Consider the following 26,306-nt stretch of genomic DNA (forward strand, 5'->3'; position numbering starts at 1 on the left):
TGGGCCTGGGTTGCGCGGTACCCGGGGGGCGACCGCTGCGCGCTCGAGCACAGCCTCGCCTAGGCTCGGCAGCGGCTACAGGGGCCGGGTAAAAAAACGCCCCCGGTCACGGGGGTGGCCGGGGGCGTTTCTGTTACTGCCGGGGTTACGCCAGGGCGGCGGCGAAGCTTTCGATGAACTCGGCGTTATCGATGATCCGGTCGTGGTCGGTATCGATCACCACCGAACGCGCCACGCAGGACTGGCCGATGACCTGACGCATGCTCGCCTCGATCAGCTCCCGCTGCTGCCCGGCCCGGCTCAGGCCGGCCCACCAGCAACTGAGCGGCGCCTTGATCGGCTTGAAGTCGGCCTGTGCCATGCGCTGGGTCAGGGTCCGGTCGACATCCCAGGAGATCGCCGCCTCGTTACCGCGCAGCAACTCTTCCCGGATCTCGCGGAAGGCCTCGCCCAGGGTCTGTTCGGCCCAGGCGCAGAAGCGGTTCCACTGCTCCGCCTCGTCCGTCGACTCGGCCTGGCACGCCAGCCAGGACTCGCGGATCGCCTCGGCGAACCCGGCGAACATCACCCCGAGCAAGGCCACCCGCCGTTCATTGGCCGAAACCTCGCGCTCCTCGCCAACCACCACCGCGTCCCAGTAAGACTTGAGCCAGAACGGCGGTGCCGAGTCGATCCAACCCACCAGTTCCACCTGCCGGCCTGCCTGCTCCAGGGCGTAGGCGACTTCCATCGCCAGGTTGCCGCCCAGGGACCAGCCGGCCAGGCGGAAGGCGCCCTGGGGCTGCGCCTCCAGCAACTGCCGGGTGTAGTCCTCGACCATGGCAGCCCAGGCCGGCACTTCGGCGCCTTCCTCGGCCAGGGCTCGGCAGATCACCCCCAGCACCGGCCGCTGCTCCCGCAGCGCCAGGGCCAGCGCCTTGTAGCAGTGCACCGAACCGTAGCTGGGGTGGAACAGGTACAGCGGCGTGCCCTGGGTCTGGCTGTTGAGCGGGACGATCAGCGAGCTGCGCGCCTGGCCTTGCAGGCAATGGACCTGGCCGCGCACGGTGGGGTTGAGCATCAGTTGGCTGACCGACAGGCCGATGCCGCTGGCCTTGCGGATCCGCTCCTTGAGCCTCAGCACCAGCAGCGAATGGCCGCCCAGCTCGAAGAAGTTGTCGTTCAGGCCCACCCGCTCCACGCCCAACACCTCGCTCCAGATCGCCGCGAGTTGCCGCTCCAGCGCGCTGTGCGGCGCCTCATAGGCCTGCGCGGCCTGTTGCGCCTCCGGCGTGGGCAACGCCTTGCGGTCCAGCTTGCCGTTGGGGCTCAGGGGCATCCGCTCCAGCAGCAGCCATTGCGCCGGCACCATGTAGTCCGGCAACTGCGCCGCCAGGTGTTCGGCCAGGGTTTCGCGCCAGTCGTCCCGCGCCTCCTGCAGCACCAGGTAACCCACCAGATGCTTGCCCTCCACTGCCAGCACTGCTGCCTCGCGCACCAGGGCGTGTTCCAGCAGGCGCGCCTCGATCTCGCCCAGTTCGATGCGCAAGCCACGCAGCTTGACCTGATGGTCGATCCGACCGGCGTACTCGATCACCCCGTCGGCGCGGTAGCGGGCCAGGTCGCCAGTGCGGTACATGCGCTCGCCGCTGACGAACGGATGGGCAACGAAACGTTCGGCGCTCAGGGCCGGCCGCCGGTGGTAACCACGGGCCAGGCCGACGCCGCCCAGGTACAGCTCGCCCAGCACGCCCACCGGCACCGGTTCGAGGTTGGCGTCCAGCACATGGCAGCCCAGGTTGGCGATCGGCACCCCGATCGGTACCCCGTCGCGGCCTTCGTCGACGCAGGTCCAGTGGGTGACGTCGATCGCCGCCTCGGTCGGGCCATACAGGTTGTACAGCGCAGCCCCCGGCAGTTTGTCGAAGACCTGCTGCTGGGCATCCACCGGCAGGGCTTCGCCACTGCAGACGATGCGTTGCAGGCTGCGGCAGGCGGCCACGTTCGGATCCTGCAGGAAGGCCTGCAGCATCGACGGCACGAAGTGCAGGGTCGTGACCTGCTGCCCCTCGATCAGTTGCACCAGTTGCTCCGGATCGCGGTGAGCCCCCGGCGCCGCCACCACCAGGCGCGCGCCGGTCATCAGCGGCCAGAAGAACTCCCACACCGACACATCGAAACTGAACGGGGTCTTCTGCAACACCGTGTCGCGCGCGTCCAGCCCATAGGCTTCCTGCATCCAGCACAGGCGGTTGGTCAGGGCTGTGTGACGGTTGCCCGCGCCCTTGGGTTGCCCGGTGGAGCCGGAGGTGTAGATCACATAGGCGAGGTTCTCCCCGTCCAGCTCGATGCCCGGGTTGTGTTCGCCGTAGCCTTCGAGCCACTGCTCGCCCGGCTCCAGCACCAGGCTCTGCAGCCCGGCCGGAATCGGCAAGTGCGCCTGCAGATGGGCCTGGGTCAGCAGCAGTTTCACGCCGCTGTCCTCCAGCATGTAGGCCAGGCGGTCGCGGGGGTATTCCGGGTCCAGCGGCACATAGGCGCCACCGGCCTTGAGCACCGCCAGCAGGCCGACCACCATCTCGATGGAGCGCTCCACCGCCAGCCCCACCAGCACATCGGGACCGACACCGGCGGCGATCAGGCGATGGGCCAGGCGGTTGGCGCGACGGTTCAGTTGGGCATAGCTCAGTTGCTGTTCACCGAAGGCCAGCGCCGGAGCGTCCGGGCTACCCAACACCTGATCCTCGATCAACTGGTGCACACAGCGTTGCAACGGGTAATCCCGGGCGGTGGCGTTCCAGTCGTGGAGCATGCGTTGGCGCTGCACGGCCGGCAGCGACGGCAGGTCCGCCAGGCGCTGCGGCGCGGGGCTGGCCAGGGCCAGCAGCAGTTGCTGGAAGTGCTCGCCCAGTTGCTCGATGTCCTCGCTGCCGAAGGCCTGAGGGTCGTAGTTGAATTCCAGGCCCAGGGTCTCGCCGATGGCCAGCAGCACCGTCAACGGGTAGTGGGTCTGCTCCAGGCTTTCGATGGCGCCGAAGCGCAAGCCTGCCGGCGAGCCCTGCTCCAGCGCCTCGGACACCGGGTAGTTCTCGAACACCAGGATGCTGTCGAACAGCGCCTCGCCCCCCAGCCCGGCCCAGCGCTGGATCTCGAACAACGGCGTGTGTTCCTGCTCGCGCAGGCGCAGGTTCTGTTCCTGCAACTGCTGCAGCCACTGCTCCACCGGCATCTGCGGCTCGGGCGTGGCCACCACCGGCAAGGTGTTGATGAACAGGCCGACCTGCTGCTCGATGCCATGCAGCTCCGCCGGGCGCCCCGCCACCGTCGCGCCGAAGGCCACGGTGCGCTGCCCGGTATGGCGCTGCAGCAGCAACAGCCAGGCGCCTTGCACCAGGGTGTTGAGGGTGACCTTGCGGCCCTGGGCGAAGGCCTTGAGGCCCTCGGTCTGCGCGCGGTCGAGGCCCAGGCGGTGCGCGCCGTTGACCGGCGCGGTCGCCGCGTTCCGAGCCTTGCCATCGAGAGCCCCGCGAGCCAGCCGCGTCGGTTCTTCGAGCCCGGCCAGCTGGTCTTTCCAGAAGGTCTCGCTGAGCCCGCGGTCCTGGGCCTGCAGCCAGGCGATGTAGTCGCGATAACGCCCGAGCGGCGCCCGCGGAGTCTCGCCGGCATAGTGTTGCAGCACCTCGCCGAACAGCTGCGAACCGCTCCAGCCGTCCATCAGGATGTGGTGATTGGTGTAGATCAGGTGATGGCTGTCGGCTGCAGTGCGCACCACCACCAGGCTCAACAACGGCGCCTGTTCGAGGACAAAACCCTGGATCCTGGCCGCTTCGGCCAGTTGCTCGAGAGCCTGTGCCCGGTCCGGGCGATGCTGCCAGTCATACTCCACCAGCGGCACCTGGCGCTGCTTGTAGACCACCTGCAGCGGCTGGGTCAGTTCGGCCTGCCAGAGGAAGCCGCTGCGCAGGATCTCGTGCTGCTCCAGCGCCAACTGCCAGGCCGCCTGGAAGCGCCCGACATCCAGGCCCTGGACATCGACCCGCATCTGGTTGATGTAGTCGCCCGAGCCCTGCCCGTACAGGGACTGGAACAGCATGCCCTGCTGCATCGGCGACAGCGGATAGATGTCCTCGACCTGCGCGAGCGGCAAGCCCAGGCCGTCCAGTCGTTCCTGGCTCAGCGGTGCCAGAGGGAAGTCCGACGGCGTGGCGCCACGGTGCTCGGGCTGGCAGCAATGCTCGATCAGGGCCTTGAGTTCCTCGGCGTAGTCGTCGGCCAGTTGCTGGATGGTCGCCTTATCGAACATCTCCTGGCTGAAACTCCAGTTCAGGTTCAGCTCGCCGCCGTACACCTGGCCGTTGATTTCCAGCCAGTTGCCCAGGGAAGCCTCCGGGCTCTGCTCGGCGCCGGCGAAGTCGCCGGACGGCGCGAACAGACCTTCGGCCTCGCCGCCGTCGAAGCTGGCATCGAACTGGCCGAGGTAGTTGAAGGTGATCCGCGGCCGTGGCAGTTGCCCCAGCGCCTCGCGGATCCGCGGACTGCCCAGGTAACGCAGGGCGCCGAAGCCGATGCCCTTGTCGGGGATCGCCCGCAGCTGCTCCTTGATCGCCTTGAGCGAGTCGGCCAGGGTCGGCGCCGGCACCAGCTTCACCGGGTAGATACTGGTGAACCAGCCCACGGTGCGGGTCAGGTCGATGTCGTCGAACAGGTCTTCGCGGCCGTGGCCTTCCAGGCGGATCAGGGTCGATTCATGGCCGCTCCAGCGGCCGATGACCCGGGCCAGGGCGGTCAGCAGCAGATCGTTGATCTGAGTGCGATAGGCCGCCGGCGCGTCCTGCAACAGCTGGCGGGTGAAGGCCTGGTCCAGGTGGGTGGTCACGCTCAGCGCGTGGCGGTTGCTCAGGCTGGCGTGGGGGTTGGCGCACGGCAGCTCGGCCCGGGCGTCCTGCAATTGCCCCTGCCACCAGGCCAATTCGCGCTCCAGGGCCTCGCCCCGGGCATGGTGCTGCAGGCGCTGGGCCCAGTCGCGGGTCGAGCTGGTCTTGGCCGGCAAGACCACGGCCTCGCCCGCGGCCAGTTGGCGGTAGGTGCTCTGCAAGTCTTCCAGCAGGATGCGCCACGACACCCCGTCCACCACCAGGTGATGGATCACCAGCAGCAGGCGCTGGGAACCGTCGGCCAGTTCGGCGAGCACCGCGCGCAACAGCGGGCCGGCGCCGAGGTCCAGGCTGCGCTGGGCCTCTTCGCCGAGGGCAGCGAGTTCCTCGACGCCCTGCAGGGTGCTCTGCCACAGCACCCGGTCGGCCTGGTGCTGCTCGGCCGGACGATAGCTCGCCTGCCAGCCGGCGCCGTCCGCGACGAACTGCGAACGCAGCGCATCGTGCTGCACCAGCAGCGCTTGCAGGGCCTGGGTGAGGAGCGCCGGGTCCAGGCGCTCATGGGTGCGCAGCACCACCGACTGGTTCCAGTGATGACGCTCGGCGATCTCGTCCTCGAAGAACGCCTGTTGGATCGGCAGCAGCAACAGCTCGCCGCTCAGCGCCGCCTGATCGATGACCAGCCCCTCGGCGCCCTGGCGCGCGACCGCGGCCAGGCTGTGCACGGTCTGGTGCTGGAACAGGTCCTTGGGGGTGAAACGGATGCCGGCCTGGCGGGCGCGGCTGACCACCTGGATCGAGATGATCGAGTCGCCGCCCAGTTCGAAGAAGTTGTCGTTCAGACCGACCTGGGGCAGGCGCAGGACCTCGGCCCAGATCGCGGCGATCTGCTGCTCCAGCTCGCTCTGTGGCGCCACATATTCTTGTTGCAGCAGGCTGGCGTCCGGCTGCGGCAGGCCCTTGCGATCGAGCTTGCCGTTGGGGGTCAGGGGCATCTGCTCCAGGAACATCAGGTGCGCCGGCACCATGTAGTCCGGCAGCCGCGCCTTCAGTGCCCGGCGCAGGGCTTCGCGGCAACCGGCCTGGGCGGCGCTATCGCTGGCCACTGTCGGATCCAGCGCGACGATATAGCCCACCAACTGCTTGCCGCTCGGCCCATCCTGGGCCACCACCACCGCTTCGCGCACCACGTCCTGTTCGCGCAGGCGCGCTTCGATTTCCCCCAGCTCGATCCGGAAGCCACGGACTTTCACTTGATGGTCGACGCGCCCCAGGTAATCCACCACCCCATCCGGCCGGCCACGGGTCAGGTCACCGCTGCGATAGGCGCGGCTGCCCGGCTTGCCAAATGGATCGGGCACAAAACGTTCGGCAGTCATCGCCGGACGCTCCAGGTAACCCCGGGCTACGCCCTCGCCACCCAGGTACAACTCGCCGGCCACGCCAATCGGTTGCAGGTTCAGTTGCGCATCCAGCACGTAGCCGCTGCGGTTGCCCAGCAGTTCGCCAATCGGTGCGTAGGCCGCGCCACAGGGATCGCCCTTGCGGGCTTTCCACAGCAATGGGGTGACCACGGTTTCGGTCGGGCCGTAACCGTTGAACAGGTAGGTCGGACGCAGCGCGCGCCAGGCCAGGTCGTAGCTGGACTGGGCCACCGCGTCGCCGCCGAAGCAGTACACCCGCACCGCCGGTGGGTTGCCGTCGCGTTCGGCGTGCTCGGCCAGCTGTTGCAGGTACACCGGCGGGAACACACCGACGGTCACACCATGGCGCTTCATCTGCTCATAGGTGTGTTCCGGCAGCCACAGGCTGTCGTCGCGGATCAGCACCCGGGCACCGTTGATCAGCGGGTGCATCCAGCCTTCGTGGGAACCGTCGAAAGCGAAGGACATAAAGTGCAGTTCGCAATCCGCCGCGGTCATTTCATAACGCTCGCCGGTGGCGATGATATGCGCCACCAGCGGCCCGTGGGACACCGCTACGCCTTTCGGCATGCCGGTGGAGCCGGAGGTGTAGATCACGTAGGCCAGGTTGTCGCCGTCCAACTTCACGCTCGGCGCTGTGTCGTCCTGCCCTGCCCATTCCTCGCTGCGGTCCACCGCCAGACTGTCGAGCCCTTCCGGGATCGGCAAGCGTTGCTGCACCGCGGTGTGGGTCAGCAGCAGCTTGGCGCGGCTGTCCTGCATCATGTACAGCAGGCGATCCCGCGGGTACTCCACGTCCAGCGGCACATACACGCCACCGGCTTTCAGCACCGCGAGGAACGCCACCATGATCTCGGCGCTGCGCGGCATGGCGATGGCCACCCGCACTTCCGGGCCGACGCCCCGGGCGATCAGCGCCCGGGCCAGACGGTTGGCGCGGCTTTCCAGCTCGCCATAAGTCAGCTGCTGGTCACCGAACAGCACCGCCACAGCGTCAGGATTTTCCCGCGCGCGGTCGGCCACCAGTTCATGCACAAGACGCTGGGCCGGGAAGCCGGAATCGGTGCGATCCCACAGGGTCAGGATCTGCTGCCGCTCGGCATCGTCCAGCAGGTTCAGCTGGCCGATGCTCTGCTGCGGATCGGCGACCATGGCCTGCAACAGGTTCTGCCAGTGCCGCGCCATGCGTTCCACGGTGGCCGGCTCGAACAGGTCCTGGGCATAACCCAGGGAGGCCCAGATCCCCTCCTCGGCTTCCTGGATATCCAGGTCCAGGTCGAAGTGCGCGGTGCGGCTGTCCCACTCCAGGCCCTCGACCCGCAGGCCGGGCAGTTGTTGCTCGGCGCGCCCGCCACGGGCCTCGGTCTGGTGGTTGAACATCACCTGGAACAGCGGGTTGTGGCTCAGGCTGCGCTCCGGCTGCAGCGCTTCCACCAATTGCTCGAATGGCAGGTCCTGATGGCTCTGGGCTTGCAGGGCGCGTTGCTTGGTCTGTTGCAGCAACTGGGCGACGCTCATCTGCCCGTCGATATCGGCCTTGAGCACCTGGGTGTTGACGAAGAAGCCGATCAGGCGCTCGGTCTCGACCCGGTTGCGATTGGCGATCGGCACGCCGACGCGCACGTCTTCCTGGCCGCTGTAACGGTGCAGCAGGGTCTGGAACGAGGCCAGCAACAGCATGAACATCGTCACGCCCTGTTGCTGGGCCAACGCCTTGAGTTGCATGGCCAGCTGCGCGTCCAGGTCGATGCCCAGGCGCGCGCCGCGATGGCTTTGCACCGCCGGGCGCTGATGGTCGAACGGCAGTTCCAGCACCGGCTGCTCGCCGCCCAACTGCTCCACCCAATAAGCCAGCTGGCGCTCGCGCTCGCCGGCGTCCATCCAGTGGCGCTGCCAGACGGCGTAGTCCGCGTACTGGATCGGCAGGGCCGGCAATTCCAGCGCCTGGCCTTGGCTATAGGCGCCATACAGCTGCACCAACTCATCGACCATGATCTGCATCGACCAGCCATCGGAGACGATGTGGTGCTGCACCAGCACCAGCACATGCTCGTCCGCGGCCAGGCGCAGCAGCCGGACCCGCAACAGCGGCCCCTGCTCAAGATTGAACGGCCGGGCGATCTCGGCTTCCACCAGCGACTTGAGCCGCGCCTCGTCAGCCTCGCCCTGCTGGATCTCGACACCGGCGGCGGCCGCGATCACCTGCAGCGTACGCTGGCCATCGTGGTGCAAGTGGGTGCGCAGGCTTTCATGCCGCGCCAGCAGGGTGTCGAAGCTGCGTTGCAGGGCAGAAAGGTCCAGCCGGCCCTTCAGGCGCAAGGCGCTGGGGATATGGTAGGCGGCGCTTTGCGGCTCCAGCTGCCAGAGGAACCACTGGCGCTCCTGAGCATAGGACAGGGCCAAGGGCTGCTGGCGATCCACCGGCAGCAGGGCCGGCGCCTGCCCGCCCTCGACGGCGCTCGGCAAGGCGCGCACGAAACCGTCGAGGCGCGGCTGTTCGAACAGGGTCTTGAGCGGTACTTCCAGGCCCAGGGCGTGGCGCAGGCGCGACACCACCTGCATGGCCAGCAGGGAGTGCCCGCCCAGTTCGAAAAAGTGATCGGTGAGGCCCACACGCTCGGCCCCCAGGATATCCGCCCAGATCGCCGCCACCTGTTGCTCCACCGCGCTCACCGGCGCGATCCAGGCTGGCTGCGCCTGGCTGGCGTCCGGCTTGGGCAGGGCCTGGCGGTCCAGCTTGCCATTGGGGTTGAGCGGCAGGCGGTCGAGGAACAGCAGGTGCGCCGGCACCATGTAGTCCGGCAATTGCTCGCGCAGCAGTGCCTTGAGCTGTTCGCCCAGGGCCTGATGGTCTTCCGCCGAGGCCAGCGGTTGCGCCGCCACCACATAGCCGATCAGTTGGCTGTCGACAGCCAGCAGCACCGCTTCGCGCACCTCGGCCTGGGCCAGCAGCAGCGCCTCGATTTCCCCCAGTTCGATGCGGAAGCCACGGATCTTCACCTGATGGTCGACCCGGCCGACGTACTCGATCACCCCATCGGCGCGGTAACGGGCCAGGTCGCCGGTGCGGTACAGGCGCTCGCCGCTACTGGAGAACGGATCGGCCACGAAGCGCTCGGCGGTCAGCGCCGGACGTTGCAGGTAGGCCCGCGCCAGGCCGCTGGCGCTGCCGATATAGAGTTCGCCCACGGCCCCCAGCGGCGACAGGTTGAGGTCGCGGTCCAGCACATACAGGGCGCGCCCCGGCAGCGAACGGCCGATGGGGCTGGCGGTGGCGCCCACCCCTTCGTGACCGGTGCTGCAGTCCAGCACGCTGGAGACCACCGTGGCCTCGGTCGGACCATAGGTATTGAGCAGGCGCACCTGCCCCAGGCCGGCCCGCAGCCATTGGGCCGGGCCGTCCAGCGGCATGGCTTCGCCACCGATATGGATCTGCCGCAGGTTCCCGTAGGAACGCGGGCCGGCCGCCAGGCAATCGAGCAGGAACAGGTTCCAGTAGGCGGTCGGCAAGTCGGCCAGGGTGATGCTCTGGCGGATGATTTCGTTGTACAGCCGGGCGCTGTCCCACAGCTCCGGCCCGCGCAGCACCACGCTGGCGCCCCGGGTCAGGGCCGGGTACAGCTGCTCGACGAAACCGTCGAAGTTCAGTGTGGCGAACTGCAGGACGCGATCATCCCGGGTCAATTGCGAATACCCCGCGGCGATGCCGGCGAACTCGCCCAGGGCGCGGTGATCGATGGCCACGCCCTTGGGCTTGCCGGTGGAGCCGGAGGTGTAGATCACATAGGCCAGTTGCCGCGGATCGAGCGCCAGGCCCGGATCGCTCTCGGCGCACTGCGCCAGTTGCGCATCCGCGCGGTCGAGCTCCAGCACCGCCAGAGCGGCCGGCAACGGCAGGCGCTGGCGCAGGTGGGACTGGGTCAGCACCAGGCGCACGCCGCTGTCGTCGAGCATGTGCACCAGGCGTTCGCGAGGGTATTGCGGGTCCAGCGGCACATAGGCGCCGCCGGCCTTGAGCACCGCCAGCAGGCTGACCACCATGGCGAAGGAACGCTCCACCGCGATCCCCACCAACACTTCCGGGCCCACCCCCTGAGCGATCAGGTAATGGGCCAGGCGGTTGGCCTGGCGGTTCAGTTCGGCGTAGCTCAGGGACTGCTCGTCCAGCACCAGGGCCACGGCCTCGGGATGCTGTTGCGCCTGGGCCTCGAACAGCCGGTGCACCGGGCCTTGCTCCAGGACGGTCGCGCCGGCATTCCATTCCCGGACCATGCGCTGCTGCTCCGCCGCGCTCAGCAGCGGCAGCTCGCCGATCAACGTCTGCGAGCTGGCGAGCATGCCGTGCAGCAGGCCCTGCCAGTGCTGCGCCAGGCGTTCGATGGTGCTGGCGTCGAACAGGTCGGTGGCGTAGTTCAGGGACGCCCAGAGGTCGTCGCCGGACTCCTGGGTGTCCAGGCTCAGGTCGAAGTGGGTGGTGTGGCTGTCCCACTCCAGGCCCTCGACCCGCAGGCCGGGCAGCTGCTGTTCACGACCCGCACCGCGGGCCTCGGCCTGGTGGTTGAACATCACCTGGAACAGCGGGTTGTGGCTCAGGCTGCGCTCCGGTTGCAGCGCCTCCACCAGTTGCTCGAACGGCAGGTCCTGGTGGGCCTGGGCTTCCAGGGCACGCTGCTTGGTCTGTTGCAACAGCTGGGCGAGGGTCATCTGCCCGTCGAGGTCGGCCTTGAGCACCTGGGTGTTGACGAAGAAGCCGATCAGGTGCTCGGTCTCCACCCGGTTGCGGTTGGCGATCGGCACACCGATGCGGATGTCCGACTGGCCGCTGTAGCGGTACAGCAGGGTCTGGAACGAGGCCAGCAACAGCATGAACAGGGTCACGCCTTCGCGCTGCGCCAGGCCCTTGAGGCTCGCCGCCAGGGCCGCGTCCAGCTTCAGGTCGAGGCGCGCGCCGCGATGGCTCTGCACCGCCGGGCGCGGATGGTCCAGGGGCAGCTCCAGCACCGGCTGCTCGCCGCCCAGCAGGGCGCACCAGTACCCCAGCTGGCGTTCTTTCTCCCCCGCTTCCATCCAGCTGCGCTGCCACAGGGCATAGTCGGCGTACTGGATCGGCAGCGCCGGCAGTTGCAGCGCCTGGCCCTGGACGTAGCCGGCATACAGCTGCACCAGCTCGGCCACCATCACCTGCATCGACCAGCCATCGGAGACGATATGGTGCTGCACCAGCACCAGCACATGTTCGTCCTCAGCCAGGCGCAGCAGCCGGACCCGCAGCAGCGGGCCCTGCTGCAAGTCGAAGGGCCGGGCGATTTCCGCTTCCACCAGGGCCTGGAGCCGGGCCTCGTCGGCGCCCTCGGCCGCGACCTGGACGATCTCGATCCGGGCCTCGGCGTCCACCACCTGCAGCGTGCGCTCGGCGTCCTGCCGCAAGCGGGTGCGCAGGCTTTCATGGCGCGCCACCAGGGCATCGAAACTGCGTTGCAGGGCCGCCAGATCCAGCTGGCCCTTCAGACGCAGGGCGCTGGGGATGTGGTAGGTGACGCTGTCGGGCTCCAGTTGCCAGAGAAACCACTGGCGCTCCTGGGCGTAGGACAGCGGCAGGCTGTCGACCAACTCGCGGGTCGGGGCAATCGGCAGCTGGGCGAAGCTCAGGCCGCGGCTTTGCAGGCGCGTGTAAAACAGCTTGCGTTGTTCCAGAGGCAGGCGAACGAAGCGAGACACCAGATCGATATTTTCATTGGAAAGCATTTGTTCAAATCGCCTCAAGTTCGCTCATGAATTGTCTTAGATCGTCAAAGTCGTCGGCGCTGCCCGAGCGGCAATCGCCGGCGGCCTTGGCGTAGGCCTGCAGCGACTCGGTCTGGAACAGCGCGGCCAGCGGCACTTCCAGGCCCAGTTCGGCCTGCACCCGCGAGGTGATCTGGGTCGCCAGCAGGGAATGCCCGCCCAGCTCGAAGAAGTGGTCGGTAAGGCCCACCCGCGGCAGGCCCAGGACCTCGGCCCAGATCGCCGCGATCTGCTGTTCCAGCTCGCTTTCGGGGGCCACGTATTCCTGTTGCAGCAGGCTGGCGTCCGGCAGTGGCAGGCCCTTGCGGTCCAGCTTGCCGTTCGGGGTCAGCGGCATCTGTTCGAGGAACATCAGGTGCGTCGGCACCATGTAGTCCGGCAGGCGCGTCTTCAGCGCCCGGCGCAGGGTGTCGCGGCAGGCGGCCTGGGCCGCGCTGTCCGCGGCCACGGTCGGGTCCAGCGTGACTATGTAGCCCACCAGCTGCTTGCCGCTCGGCCCGTCCTGGGCCACCACCACCGCTTCGCGGACGGCGTCCTGCTCGCGCAGGCGCGCTTCGATCTCGCCCAGCTCGATACGGAAGCCGCGGACTTTCACCTGATGGTCGACCCGGCCCAGGTAATCCACCACGCCGTCGGGACGGCCGCGGGTCAGGTCGCCGCTGCGGTAAGCGCGGCTACCCGGTTTGCCGAATGGATCGGGAACGAAACGCTCGGCGGTCAAGGCCGGACGTTCCAGGTAACCCCGGGCCACGCCCTCGCCACCCAGATACAGCTCGCCGGCCACGCCGATCGGTTGCAGATTCAACTGCGCGTCCAACACATAGCCGCTGCGATTGCCCAACAGCTCGCCAATCGGCGCATAGGCCGCGCCGCACGGATCGCCTTTGCGGGCTTTCCACAACAATGGGGTGACCACGGTTTCGGTCGGGCCGTAGCCGTTGAACAGGTAGGTCGGACGCAACGCGCGCCAGGCCAGGTCGTAGCTCGACTGCGCCACCGCATCGCCGCCGAAGCAGTAGACACGGACTGCCGGCGGGTTACCGTCGCGTTCGGCGTGCTCGGCCAGTTGTTGCAGATAAACCGGCGGGAATACGCCGACGGTCACACCGTGACGGTGCATCTGCGCGTAGGTGTATTCCGGCAGCCACAGGCTGTCGTCGCGGATCAATACCCGGGCGCCGTTGATCAACGGATGCATCCAGCCTTCGTGGGAACCGTCGAAAGCGAAGGACATGAAATGCAGCTCGCAATCCGCTGGAGTCATTTCATAGCGCTCGCCGGTCGCGATGATGTGCGCCACCAACGGACCGTGGGATACCGCCACGCCTTTCGGCATGCCGGTGGAGCCCGAGGTGTAGATCACGTAGGCCAGGTTGTCGCCGTCCAGCACCACTTGCGGCGCGCTGTCGTCCTCCCCTGCCCAATCCTCGGTACGATCCACCGCCAGGCTATCGAGCCCTTCCGGAATCGGCAGTTGCTGCAACACGGCGGTATGGGTCAACAGCAGCTTGGCCCGGCTGTCTTGCATCATGTACAGCAGACGATCCCGTGGGTATTCCACGTCCAGCGGCACATACACGCCGCCGGCTTTCAGCACCGCCAGGAAGGCCACCATGATCTCGGCGCTACGCGGCATGGCAATCGCCACCCGCACTTCCGGGCCGACGCCACGGGCAATCAGCGCCCGGGCCAGACGGTTGGCGCGGCTTTCCAGTTCGCCGTAGGTCAGCTGTTGGTCGCCAAACAGCACCGCCACTGCTTGCGGATTTTCCCGGGCACGGTCAGATACCAACTCATGCACCAGCCGCTGGGCCGGGAAGCCGGAGTCGGTGCGATCCCACAGGCTGAGGATCTGCTGTTGTTCGTTGGCGTCGAGCAGCACCACCTGGCCGACGCTCTGCTGCCGGTCGGCCGCCATGGCCTGCAACAGGTTCTGCCAATGCCGGGCCATGCGCTCGATGGTCGCCGCCTCGAACAGGTCGGTGGCGTAGTTCAGGGACGCGCGCAGTTCGGCCGGCGCCTCCTCGATATCCAGGGCCAGGTCGAACTGGGCCACGCCCTCCTCCCAGGTCACCACCTCGATATCCAGCTGCGACAGGGAGCGCAACTGGCTGTCGGCCAGGGTCACGCGGTGGTTGAACATCACCTGGAACAGCGGGCTCAGGCTCAGGCTGCGCTCCGGTTGCAACGCCTCCACCAGTTGCTCGAACGGCAGATCCTGGTGGGCCTGGGCTTGCAGGGCGCGTCGCTTCACCTGTTGCAGCAGTTGGGCGATGGTGGTCTGCCCGTCGATCTCGGCCTTGAGCACCTGAGTGTTGACGAAGAAGCCGATCAGTTGCTCGGTCTCCACCCGATTGCGGTTGGCGATCGGCACGCCGACGCGGATATCTTCCTGGCCGCTGTAGCGGTGCAGCAGCGCCTGGAACGAGGCCAGCAACAGCATGAACAGGGTCACGCCTTCAGCCTGGGCCAGGGCCTGCAGCTGCGCCAGCAGCGGCGCCTCCAGGGTCAGGTCCAGGCGCGCGCCGCGATGGCTCGGCACGGCCGGGCGCTGACGGTCGAACGGCAATTCCAGCACCGGCTGTTCGCCGCCCAACTCGCCGACCCAGTAGTCCAGCTGGCGCTGTTTCTCGCCGGCCTGCATCCACTGGCGCTGCCAGACCGCGTAGTCCGCGTACTGGATCGGCAGCTCCGGCAATTGCACGTCCTGGCCCTCGCTGTAAGCGGCGTACAGACGCACCAGCTCTTCCACCATCACCTGCATCGACCAACCGTCGGAGACGATATGGTGCTGGACCAATACCAGCACATGCTCGTCCTCGCTCAGACGCAGCAGCTTGACCCGCAGCAGCGGCCCTTGCCGCAGATCGAACGGCCGGGAAATCTCCGCCGCCACCTGGGCCTTGAGGCTCGCCTCGTCGGCCGCGGCCACTGCGATCTCGATGGTCGCCTCGGCGGCGATCACCTGCACCGTGCGCTCGCCGTCCTGCTGCAAATACGTGCGCAGGCTTTCATGACGGGCCACCAGGGTGTCGAAGCTGCGCTGCAAGGCCATCGGCTCCAGCCGGCCCTTCAGGCGCAGGGCGCTGGGGATATGGTAAGCGGCGCTTTCGGGCTCCAGTTGCCAGAGGAACCACTGGCGTTCCTGGGCATAGGACAGCGCCAGCGGTTGCTCGCGGCCGACCTTGCCGATCGCCGGCACCTCGCTGGCGACATTGCCCAGGGCCTTGACGAAATCCCCCAGCAGCGGCTGCTCGAACAGGGTCTTCAGCGCCACCTCGATGCCCAGGGCCTGACGCACCCGCGACACCACCCGGGTGGCCAGCAGGGAGTGGCCGCCCAGTTCGAAGAAATGGTCTTCCAGGCCGACCTGGGCGGCGCCGAGGATATCGGCCCAGATCGCCGCCACCTGCCGCTCCTTCTCGCTGACCGGCGGCACATGGCGTTTCTGCAACAGGCTGGCGTCCGGCTTGGGCAGGGCCTTGCGGTCCAGCTTACCGTTCGGCGTCAGCGGCATGCGCTCCAGGAACAACAGATAGGCCGGAACCATATAGTCCGGCAGCGACTCGCGCAGGGCCGCCTTGAAGCGCTCGCGCAGGGTCGCCTGCTCCGCTTCCGCGACAGTGTTGTGGGTGACCAGATAAGCGATCAGCTGATCGTTCTCGGCCAGCACCGCCGCTTCGCGGACCTCGGCCTGCTCGCGCAGGGCGCTTTCGATTTCCCCCAGCTCGATGCGGAAACCGCGCACCTTGACCTGGTGGTCGACCCGGCCGATGTACTCGACCACGCCGCCCTCGCGGTAACGCGCCAGGTCGCCGGTGCGGTACAGGCGCTCGCCAGTGCTGGAGAACGGATCCGGCACGAAGCGCTCGGCGGTCAACGCCGCCCGGCCGAGGTAACCACGGGCCAGGCCGACCCCGCCGATCAGCAGTTCGCCTGCCGCCCCCACCGGGCACGGCGCCAGGTCGGCGCTGAGGATGAACAGCGCGGTATTGGCAATCGGCCGGCCGACAAAGGGCTGGGCGTCGAACAACCGGCAGGCGGCCGACCAGATGGTGGTTTCGGTCGGGCCGTAGAGGTTCCATACCGTGCCTTGCAGGTCGAGCAGGCGCTGGGCCAGATCGCTTGGCAGCGCCTCGCCGCCGCACAGGCACTTGACGCCGCGCAGCAGGGAACGCCGCTCGCTGTCGAGCAACATGCGCCAGGTCGACGGCGTGGCCTGGACCACGCTGGCCGCCTGGGCCTGCGCCAGGTCGAGGATGGCTTCGGGGTCCAGCGACAGCTCCTTGTCGCCCAGCACCACGGTCGCGCCCACGCTCAACGGCACATAGAGCTCCAGGGCGAAGATGTCGAAGGAGAAGGTGGTCAGCGACAGCATCCGCGCCTCGCGGCCAATCTCCAGGGTGCCGGCCATGCCGCTGGCGAAGCTGCTCAGCGCCTGATGGCGGACCATCACGCCCTTGGGCTTGCCGGTGGAACCGGAGGTGTAGATCACATAGGCCAGGTGCTCCGGCGCCAGGGCTACCTTGGGATTCTCGACGCTGAACAGCGCGTCGACCGCCGGATCGTCCGCCAGCAGCACCCGCGGGCCGCTCGGCAGTTGCAGGCGCTGGCGCACAGGCTCCTGGGTCAGCAGTACCCGGGCACGGCTGTCTTCGAGCATGAAGGCCAGGCGTTCGGCCGGGTATTGCGGATCGAGCGGCACGTAGGCGCCGCCGGCCTTGAGGGTCGCCAGCAGGCCGACCACCATCGCCACCGAGCGCTCCAGCGCCACCGCCACCAGCACGTCCGGGCCGACCCCGGCGTCCAGCAGGCGATGGGCCAGGCGGTTGGCGCGGCGGTTCAGCTCGCCGTAGCTCAGGGCTTCGCCGTCGAATTGCAGGGCAATCGCCTCAGGCCGGGCCAGCGCCTGGGCTTCGAACAGCTGGTGCACGCCCTGCCCCTGGGGGTAGGCGGTCGCCGTGGCATTCCAGTGCTGCACCATCTGCTGCCACTGCGGTTGGCTCAGCAGCGGCAAGTCATCCAGGCGCGCCGTGGCCTGGGTGACCACGGCCCGCAGCAGGTTCTGCCAGTGTTGCAGCAGGCGCTGGGCGGTGGCCGCGTCGAACAGGTCGGTGGCGTAGGTCAGCGACGCCCACAGGCCGTCGGCGGTCTCCTGGGTGTCCAGGTTGAGGTCGAACTGCGCGGTATGGCTGTGCCACCCCAGGCCCTCCAGCGCCAGGCCAGGCAATTGCCGGGCGTTAGCGGCAGCGCTCTGGTGGTTGAACATCACCTGGAACAGCGGGTTATGGCTCAGGCTGCGCTCCGGTTGCAGGGCCTCCACCAGTTGTTCGAACGGCAGGTCCTGATGGCTCTGGGCTTGCAGGGCGCGGTGCTTGACCTGTTGCAGCAGGCCGGCAAAGGTCAGTTGACCGTCGATATCGGCCTTGAGCACCTGGGTGTTGACGAAGAAGCCGATCAGGCGCTCGGTTTCCACCCGGTTGCGGTTGGCGACCGGCACGCCGACGCGGATATCCGCCTGGCCGCTATAGCGGTACAGCAGGGTCTGGAACGAGGCCAGCAACAGCATGAACAGGGTCACGCCCTGCTGCCGGGCCAGGGCCTTGAGCTCCGCCGCCAACTCTGGCTCCAGCGCCAGGTCCAGGCGCGCGCCACGGTGGCTCTGCAGCGCCGGGCGCGGACGGTCCAGGGGCAATTCAAGCACCGGCTGCTCGCCGCCCAGCAGGTGTTGCCAGTAGTCCAGCTGGCGCGCCTGCTCTCCGGCCTCCATCCACTGGCGCTGCCACAGGGCGTAGTCGGCGTACTGGATCGGCAGCGCCGGCAGTTGCAACTCCTGGCCCTGGCTGTAGGCCGCATACCACTGCACCAGCTCGTCGACCATGATCTGCATCGACCAGCCATCGGAGGCGATGTGGTGCTGCACCAGCACCAGCACATGCTCCTCTTCGCTCAGACGCAGCAGGGTGACCCGCAGCAGCGGCCCCTGCTCCAGATCGAACGGCCGAGCGATCTCCTGCTCCACCAGGCTGGCCAGGCGGATTTCGTCGGCCTCCTGCAGGTGGATCTGGACGGAGCTGGCGGCATCGATCACCTGCCAGGTCTGCTCGCCGTCCTGCAACAGGCGGGTGCGCAGGCTTTCATGGCGCGCCACCAGGGCATCGAAACTGCGCTGCAGGGCAGACAGATCCAACCGGCCTTTCAGGCGCAGGGCGCTCGGCACATGGTAGGCGGCGCTTTCGGGATCCAGCTGCCAGAGGAACCACTGGCGTTCCTGGGCATAGGACAAGGCCAGCGGCTGGCCCCGCTCCAACACCCGCATCGGTGGCGTATCGGCGCCTTGCACCGCGGCGCATGCCGCGGCAAACGCGCCCAGGGTCGGCTGTTCGAACAAGGTCCGCAGCGGTACTTCCAGGTTCAGTTCATGACGCACCCGGGAGATGACCCGGGTGGCCAGCAGCGAATGCCCGCCACGCTCGAAGAAGTGGTCGCCGAGGCCGATCGGCGCGCTCTGCAGCACCTCCTCCCAGATCGTCGCCAACTGTTGCTGCAAGTGGGTTTGCGGGGCCTCATAGACCTTGGTGCCCTGGTTCAGGTCGGGCTTGGGCAGGGCCTTGCGGTCCAGCTTGCCGTTGTTGTTCAGCGGCAGGCGTTCGAGCAACAGCAGGTGGCTGGGCAGCATGTAGTCCGGCAACGAGCGGGCCAGGGCCTGCAGCAATTGCTCGCGGTAGGCCTGCTGCAGCGCTGGGGTCACCTGGGTTGGATCGCTGGCCACCACGTACGCCACCAGCTGCGCGCCGGACGGGCCGTCCTGGGCGATCACCGCCGCCTCGCGTACCTGTTCCAGGGCTTGCAGGCAGGCTTCGATCTCGCCCATTTCGATGCGGAAACCACGGATCTTCACCTGGTGGTCGATACGCCCGACGTACTCCAGGTCCGCGCCGTGGTAGCGCGCCAGGTCGCCGCTGCGGTACAGCCGCGCCCCCGGCTCGCTGGCGAACGGATCGGGCAGGAAACGCTCGGCGGTCAGGCCCGGGCGGTCGAAATACTGTTGCGCCAGACCGGACGCTGCGCCGATGCACAGCTCGCCGACGCCGCCGGCCGGCAACAGCTGGCCGGCGCTGTCGAGCACATACAGCGCGCGGCCGCCGATGGCCCGGCCGATCGGCACGCCAAAGGCATCGCTGGCGTCTTCCAGGTGGCACTCATGCACGCTGGAGACCACCGTGGCCTCGGTCGGGCCGTAGGTATTGAGCAGGCGCACATGGCCCAGCCCGGCCTCGTGCCACAGGCGCAGGCCTTCCACCGACATGGCCTCGCCGCCCACGTGGACTTGGCGCAGGCGGCCCAGGGAACGCTTGGCGTCGAGCGCGCATTCCCGGGCCAGCAGGTACCAATAGGCGGCCGGCAGGTCGGCCAGGGTCACGCCATGGCGCACCACTTCGTCCGCTAGCTGGCCCACGTCCCACGGCTCGTCGCCGCGCATCACCAGCGCCGCGCCGACACAGAGCGGCGGATAGCACTGCTCGACAAAACCGTCGAAGCTGGCGGTGGCGAACTGCAGCACCCGGTCCTCGGCGCTCAGCCGCGAATAATCGGCGGCGGTCTGGCAGAACTCGCGCAACGCGCCATGGGCGATAGCCACGCCCTTGGGCTGGCCGGTGGAGCCGGAGGTGTAGATCACATAGGCCAGGTCGCTGGCGGTGGCGCGGTTGTGCGGATCGCTGTCGGCATAGGCCGCCAGCTCAGTGGGCAAGTCGCCCAGGTTCAAGCGTGGCAAGGTGGCCGGCAACACCAGGTCCGGCAGCAGCCCGGTCTGGCACAGCAGCAGGTCCAGGCGGCTGTCCTCGAGCATGTAGGCCAGGCGCTCGGCCGGGTATTTCGGGTCCAGCGGCACATAGGCCGCGCCGCTCTTGAGCACCGCCAGCAGGCTGACGATCAGCTGCGGGCCACGCCCCATGGCCAGGCCGACCCGTTGCCCGGGGGCCACGCCCTGCTCCAGCAAACGATGCGCCAGGCGGTTGGCCAGGGCATTCAACTGGCCGTAGCTCAGGCGTTGCTCACCGGCTTGCAGCGCCAGCGCCTCCGGCGTGGCGGCGGCCTGGGCGGCGAAGCGCTGATGCACCAGTTGCTCGCTGTGCAGCTGCAATGCCACCGGCTGGCTGAGGGCGAGAAGCGCCCCGTGGCCGGCCGCGTCCAGCAGGCGCAGTTCGCCCAGTGCAGCTTGCGGCTGGCTGACCATCTGCTCCAGCAGGTGCAGCAGGTTGGCGCCCAATTGCGCCACCTGGATCTCGCTGAAACGCGCCCGGTCATGGCTGAATTCCAGGCGCAACCCGGCGCCGAGCTCGATGCCCAGGGTCAGCGGATAGTGGGTACGTTCATGGTTGTGCAGCGCACCGAAGCTCAGGCCGGCCGGCGCGCCGCCCTTGAGGGCCTCGGCCACCGGGAAGTTCTCGAACACCAGCAGGCTGTCGAACAGCGCCGTGCCCTGCTGCCCGGCCCAACCCTGGATGTCGTAGAGCGGCACGTGTTCGTACTCGCGCATGCTCAGGTTGAGCGCTTGCAGCGCCGTCAGCCACTGCGCCAGCGGCTGGTCCGGCGCCGGCGCGCAGACCAGCGGCAGGGTGTTGATAAACAGCCCCAGTTGCTGCTCGATGCCCGGCAAGGCCGCCGAGCGCCCGGACACGGTGGCGCCGAACGCCACGCAATCCTGGCCGGTATAGCGTTGCAGCAGCAGGCCCCAGGCGGCCTGGATCAGGGTGTTGAGGGTGACCTTGTGCTGACGGGCGAAGTCCGCCAGGCGCTGGGTCGCCGCCGCGTCCAGGGCCAGGTGCTGCTCGGCACTGCCGCTGCCGTCCACCGGCGGGCGCAGGGCCTCGGCCAGCAGGGTCGGAGTCTGCAGCGGCGCCAGCGCGGCCTTCCAGAACTGCTCGCCGGCTGTGCTCGACTGCTGCTGCAACCAGCCCAGGTAATCGCGGTACTGGCCCAGCGACTGGCCTGGCGTTTGCCCGGCATAGTCCTGCAGCACTTCGGCCAGCAGCTGCGCGTTGCTCCAGCCGTCCATGAGGATGTGGTGGCTGGTGTAGATCAGGTGCCAGGCCGCGTCACCGCGGCGCACCAGTTGCAGGCGCAGCAGCGGCGCGCGGTCCAGCTCGAAACCGCGGTCGCGCTCGGCGCGGGCCAGGGCGTCGAGGTCGGCGTCGCGGTCCTCGATCACTTGCAGTTGCAGGTCGACCTGACGCCGCACCACCTGATGGGCGACCTCCAGCCCTAGCCAGTGGAAGCTGCTGCGCAGGATCGCGTGGCGGTTCAGCGCGGCTTGCCAGGCACGCCCGAAAGCGTGGATATCCAGGCCCTGGATATCCAGGCGCAGCTGGTTGATATAGGCCTCGGCCTGGGGCTCGTACAAGGTGTGGAACAGCATGCCCTGCTGCATCGGCGACAGCGGATAGATGTCTTCGATGGCGCCGCTGTCCGGCGCCAGGGCCTCCAGTTGCTCTTGGCTAAGGCTCGCCAGCGGGAAGTCCGACGGCGTGGCCTGGCCGGCCGGAACGCTGCAGCAATGCTCGATCAGCCCCTGGAGTTCGGCGACATAGGCATCGGCCAGCCGCTGCACGGTGGCGTCGTCGAACATCTCGCGGCTGAAGCCCCATTGCAGCGCCAGCTCGCCGCCGTAGACCTGGCCTTCCAGGGTCAGCCAGTTGGCCAGCGGCGCCTCGGGGTCCTGGGCCCGGCCGCTGCGTTCCGCGGCCGGGACCCACAGCGCGGTATCGTCGAACTGCCGGTCGAACTGCCCCAGGTAGTTGAAGGTGATGCGCGGCGCCGGCAGCGCCTGCAACAGCTCACGGCCGCCCGCCGCGCCCAGGTAGCGCAGCAGGCCGTAACCCAGGCCCTTGTCCGGCACGGCGCGCAGTTGTTCCTTGATCGCCTTGATCGCGCCCGGCAGTTCGGCCTCGGGTTGCAGGCGCACCGGGAACAGGCTGGTGAACCAGCCGACCGTGCGGCTCAGGTCGATCTCGGCGGACAGATCCTCACGGCCGTGGCCTTCGAGCTGGATCAGCGCCGCCGGCTGCCCGCTCCAGCGGCACAGCACCCGCGCCAGCGCGGTCAGCAGCAGGTCGTTGACCTGGGTGCGATAGGCCGCCGGCGCCCGTTGCAGCAGTTGCTGGGTCAGCGCGCTGTCGAGCCGCGATTCGATCTTGCGCTCCAGGCGGTTTTGCAGGCCGCCCTGTGGGTTATCGCACGGCAGGTCGGCCCCGCCCTGCTGCTGCGCCTGCCAGTACGGCAGTTGCGCGTCCAACTGTGCGGCCTGGGCTTGCAGCTGTGCAGCCCAGGCCTGGTAGGCGCTGGTCTTGGCCGGCAGGGCCGGTGTCTGGCCCGCCGCCAGTCGCTCGTAGGCCTGCTGCAGGTCTTCCAGCAGGATTCGCCACGACACGCCGTCCACCACCAGGTGATGGATCACCAGCAACAGGCGCTGGCTGCCGTCGGCCAGTTCCACCAGTGCGGCGCGCAGCAGCGGTCCGTTCTGCAGGTCCAGGCTGCGCTGGGCCTCGTCGCACAGGGCGGCCAGGGCTTCGGCGCTGTCGGCCTGGCACTGCCACAGGCCGCTCTCGCCCGACACGGCGCCGTGGCTTTGCTGCCAGCCGTCGGCGCCCTGGGCAAAGCGCAGGCGCAGGGCATCGTGGTGTTCGAGCACCGTGTTCAGCGCACCGTCCAGCCACTGCGCTTGCAGGCTCTGGCGCGGGGTCAGCAGCAGCGACTGGTTCCAGTGGCCACGCTCGGCAATCGCCTGCTCGAAGAAGTACTGCTGGGCCGGGGTCAGGATCACCTCGCCGCTGACCGGGCCCTGGTCGATCACGCTCTGGCTTTCGAACACCGCCGCCAACGCCAGGCTGCGCACGGTCTGGTACTGGAACAGGTCCCGCGGGCTCAGGCGGATGCCGGCCTGACGGGCACGGCTGACCACCTGGATCGAGATGATCGAGTCGCCGCCCAGTTCGAAGAAGTTGTCTTCCAGGCCGACCTGCTCCAGCCCCAGCACCTCGCCCCAGATCGCCGCCAGGGCTTTCTGCAGGGCGTCTTCGGGGGCGATGAAAGCCTGCTGCGACGCCGCTTCCGGCAGCGGCAGCGCCTTGCGGTCGAGCTTGCCGTTGGCGGTGACCGGCAGTTTCGCCAGGGGCACCAGGTAGGTCGGCACCATGTATTCCGGCAGGCTGCCCAGCAGCCAGGCCTTGAGTTGCTGCTGCCAGTCGGCCGCCGGTTCGGCGTCTTCCAGCACCAGGTAGCCCACCAGTTGCTTGCCCCCCGGCACCAGCACCACCGCCTCGCGCACCAGGGGGTGCTGCAGCAGCCGGGTCTCGATCTCGCCCAGTTCGATGCGCAAGCCGCGCAGCTTGACCTGATGGTCGAGGCGGCCCAGGTATTCGATGACCCCGTCGGCGCGCTGGCGCACCCGGTCGCCGGTGCGATACAGGCGCGCGCCGGCCTCGAACGGGCTGGTGACGAAACGCTCGGCGGTCAGGCCTGGGCGGCGGTGGTAACTGCGGGCCAGGCCGGCGCCGCCCAGGTACAGCTCGCCGGCCACGCCCGCCGGCACCGGCGACAGCTCGGCGTCCAGCACATAGGTGCGCAGGTTGGCGATCGGCCGGCCGATGGGCACGCTGTGGGCACCCTCGTCGACACAGGTCCAGTGGGTCACGTCGATGGCCGCTTCCGTCGGGCCGTAGAGGTTGTACAGGCCGGCAGCAGGCAGCTTGGCGAACACCTGCTGCTGGGCATCCAGGGGCAAGGCTTCGCCGCTGCAGACGATGCGCTTGAGGCTGGAACAGGCCTGTACGCCCGGCTCGTGGATAAAGGCCTGGAGCATCGACGGCACGAAGTGCAAGGTGCTGATGCGGTGTTGGACGATGGTCTCGATCAGCCGCGCCGGCTCGCGGTGGGCGCCCGGGGCGGCCACCACCAGGCGCGCGCCGGCGAGCAACGGCCAGAAGAATTCCCAGACCGAGACGTCGAAGCTGAACGGGGTCTTTTGCAGGACCGCGTCGCTGGCGTCCAGGCCGTAGGCCTGCTGCATCCAGCACAGGCGGTTGACCAGCGCGGCGTGGCTGTTGCCGGCGCCCTTGGGCTTGCCGGTGGAACCCGAGGTGTAGATCACGTAGGCCAGGTTCAGCGGCTGAGTCATCTGCGCCAGCGGTGCTTCGCTGTAGCCGTCCAGCCAGTCCCGCTCCTGGTCCAGGCCCTGATCGAGGATCAGGGTTCTGACCGCCTCGGTCGGCAGTACCGGCAGCAGCGAACTTTGCGTCAGCAGCAGGCCGATGCCGCTGTCCTCGATCATGTAGGCCAGGCGCTCCTGGGGGTATTCCGGGTCCAGCGGCACATAGGCGCCGCCGGCCTTGAGGATCGCCAGCAGGCCGACCACCATTTCGATGGAGCGCTCGATGCAGATCCCCACCAGCACGTCGGGGCCCACGCCCTGCTCGCGCAACAGGTGCGCCAGCTGGTTGGCCCGGGCATCGAGCCGGGCGTAACTCAGCTCACGCTCGGCGAACACCAGGGCCGGGGCCTGGGGCGTGCGTTGCACCTGCTCTTCGATCAACTGGTGCAGGCAGCGCTCGACCGGGTAGCGGGCCTCGGTCCGGTTCCACTCCTCGACCAACTGCTGGTGTTCGGCGGCGGCCAGCATCGGCAGCTCGCCGATCCGCTGGGCGCCATCGGCGACCATCGCCTGCAACAGGCGGGTCCAGTGCTGCGCCATGCGCTCGATGGTGGTGGCGTCGAACAGGTCGTTGGCGTAGGTCAGCGCGGCCTGCAGCCTGCCGGACTTCTCGAAGGTGTCCAGGGTCAGGTCGAACTGGGTGGTGCGGCTCTGCCATTCCACCAGGCCCAGCTCCAGGCCCGAGGCGGTGCTGACCGTGGCGATATCGGCAACCTGCGGCTGGTGGTTGTACATCACCTGGAACAGCGGGGTGTGGCTCAGGCTGCGCTCCAGCTTGAGGGCTTCCACCAACTGTTCGAACGGCAGGTCCTGATGGGCCTGGGCGCCGAGGGCGGCTTCCTTGACCTGTTGCAGCAGGTCGCCGACCCGGGTCTGCCCGTCCAGCCGGGTGCGCAGCACCTGGGTGTTGACGAAGAAGCCGATCAGCCCTTCGACTTCCGCACGATTACGGTTGGCGATCGGCACGCCGACGCGGATGTCGCCCTGCCCGGTGTAGCGGTGCAACAGCACATTGAAGGCGCCGAGCAGCAGCATGAACAGGGTCACGTTGTGCTGCTTGGCGGTGGCCCGCAGTTGCTCGGCCAGGGCCGGCTCGATGGCGAAGTCGTAGCGGGTGCCGCGATAGCTGGGCATGGCCGGGCGCGGATGATCGGTGGGCAGCTCCAGCACCGGATGCTCATCCCCCAATTGCCCCTGCCAGTACTCCAGCTGGCGCGCCTGCTCCCCGGCTTCCAGCCAGCGGCGCTGCCACAGGGCGTAGTCGCTGTACTGGATCGGCAAGGCCGGCAATTGCGGGGTTTCCTGACGCTCATGGGCGTCGTAGAAGCGGATGAACTCGTCGATCAGCACGTTCATCGACCAGCCGTCGGAGACGATGTGGTGCAAGGTCAGCAGCAGCACATGCTCTTCGGCCGCCAGTGGCAGCAGCTTGACCCGCAGCAGCGGGCCGGTGCCGAGATCGAACGGCAACAGCGACTGGCGCTGGGCCTCAGCCGCCACCGCCTGTTCCCGGGCCTCCGGCGCCAGGGCGCTGAGGTCCAGCGTTTCCACCGGCACCGCGACCTCAACGGCTACCTGCTCCAGGCGCTCGTCGGCATGGCGCTGGAACACCGTGCGCAGGGTTTCATGGCGCGCCACCAGACTGGCGAAGGCCTGCTCCAGGGCCGGCAGATTCAAGGCACCGCGCAGGCGCACCGCGCCCGGCAGGTTATAGGCGCCGCTGTGGGGGTCCATCTGCCAGAGGAACCACATGCGGCGCTGGGCATAGGACAGCGCCTGGCGATCCGCGGCGGCGATCCCGGCCGGAATCGGAAACAACGAAAAGTCGATGTTTTCCGCCCGCAGACCATCGAGGAACAGCCGCCGTTTTTCCAGCGGCAGCTCGATAAATCGACTGGCGAGTTTCAGGGACTTTTCAGCATTCATCTGGCTTCATCCATAGGCATTGGGTATCGAGCAAAGGCTCGGCTATCCCTACGGAACGGATGGGCCTGGGGAAAAATTAACCCCCACGGCGGCGCGCCAGACCGCGGC

Annotated in this window: 2 protein-coding genes; both read right to left on the reverse strand. The window is 68.2% G+C overall.

Annotation, left to right across the window (positions count from 1 at the left end; all coding sequences use genetic code 11):
- Positions 1-145 precede the first annotated feature (145 nt).
- Positions 146-11,926, reverse strand: coding sequence for a non-ribosomal peptide synthase/polyketide synthase (locus ACQKQA_RS02395; RefSeq protein WP_427553180.1), 11,781 nt, complete (start codon positions 11,924-11,926; stop codon positions 146-148).
- A 100-nt stretch (positions 11,927-12,026) separates the two neighbouring features.
- Positions 12,027-26,198: a non-ribosomal peptide synthase/polyketide synthase gene (locus ACQKQA_RS02400; protein ID WP_427553108.1), complete on the reverse strand. Its 14,172-nt coding sequence runs from the start codon at positions 26,196-26,198 to the stop codon at positions 12,027-12,029.
- Positions 26,199-26,306 lie beyond the last annotated feature (108 nt).

The organism is Pseudomonas sp. NPDC089530 (assembly GCF_050280705.1).
In the GTDB taxonomy this organism is placed as follows: Bacteria; Pseudomonadota; Gammaproteobacteria; order Pseudomonadales; family Pseudomonadaceae; genus Aquipseudomonas.

Coding starts and splice junctions, on each gene's coding strand:
- ACQKQA_RS02400 (WP_427553108.1), bottom strand. CDS start 26,198: ATGAATGCTGAAAAGTCCCTGAAACTCGCCAGTCGATTTATCGAGCTG.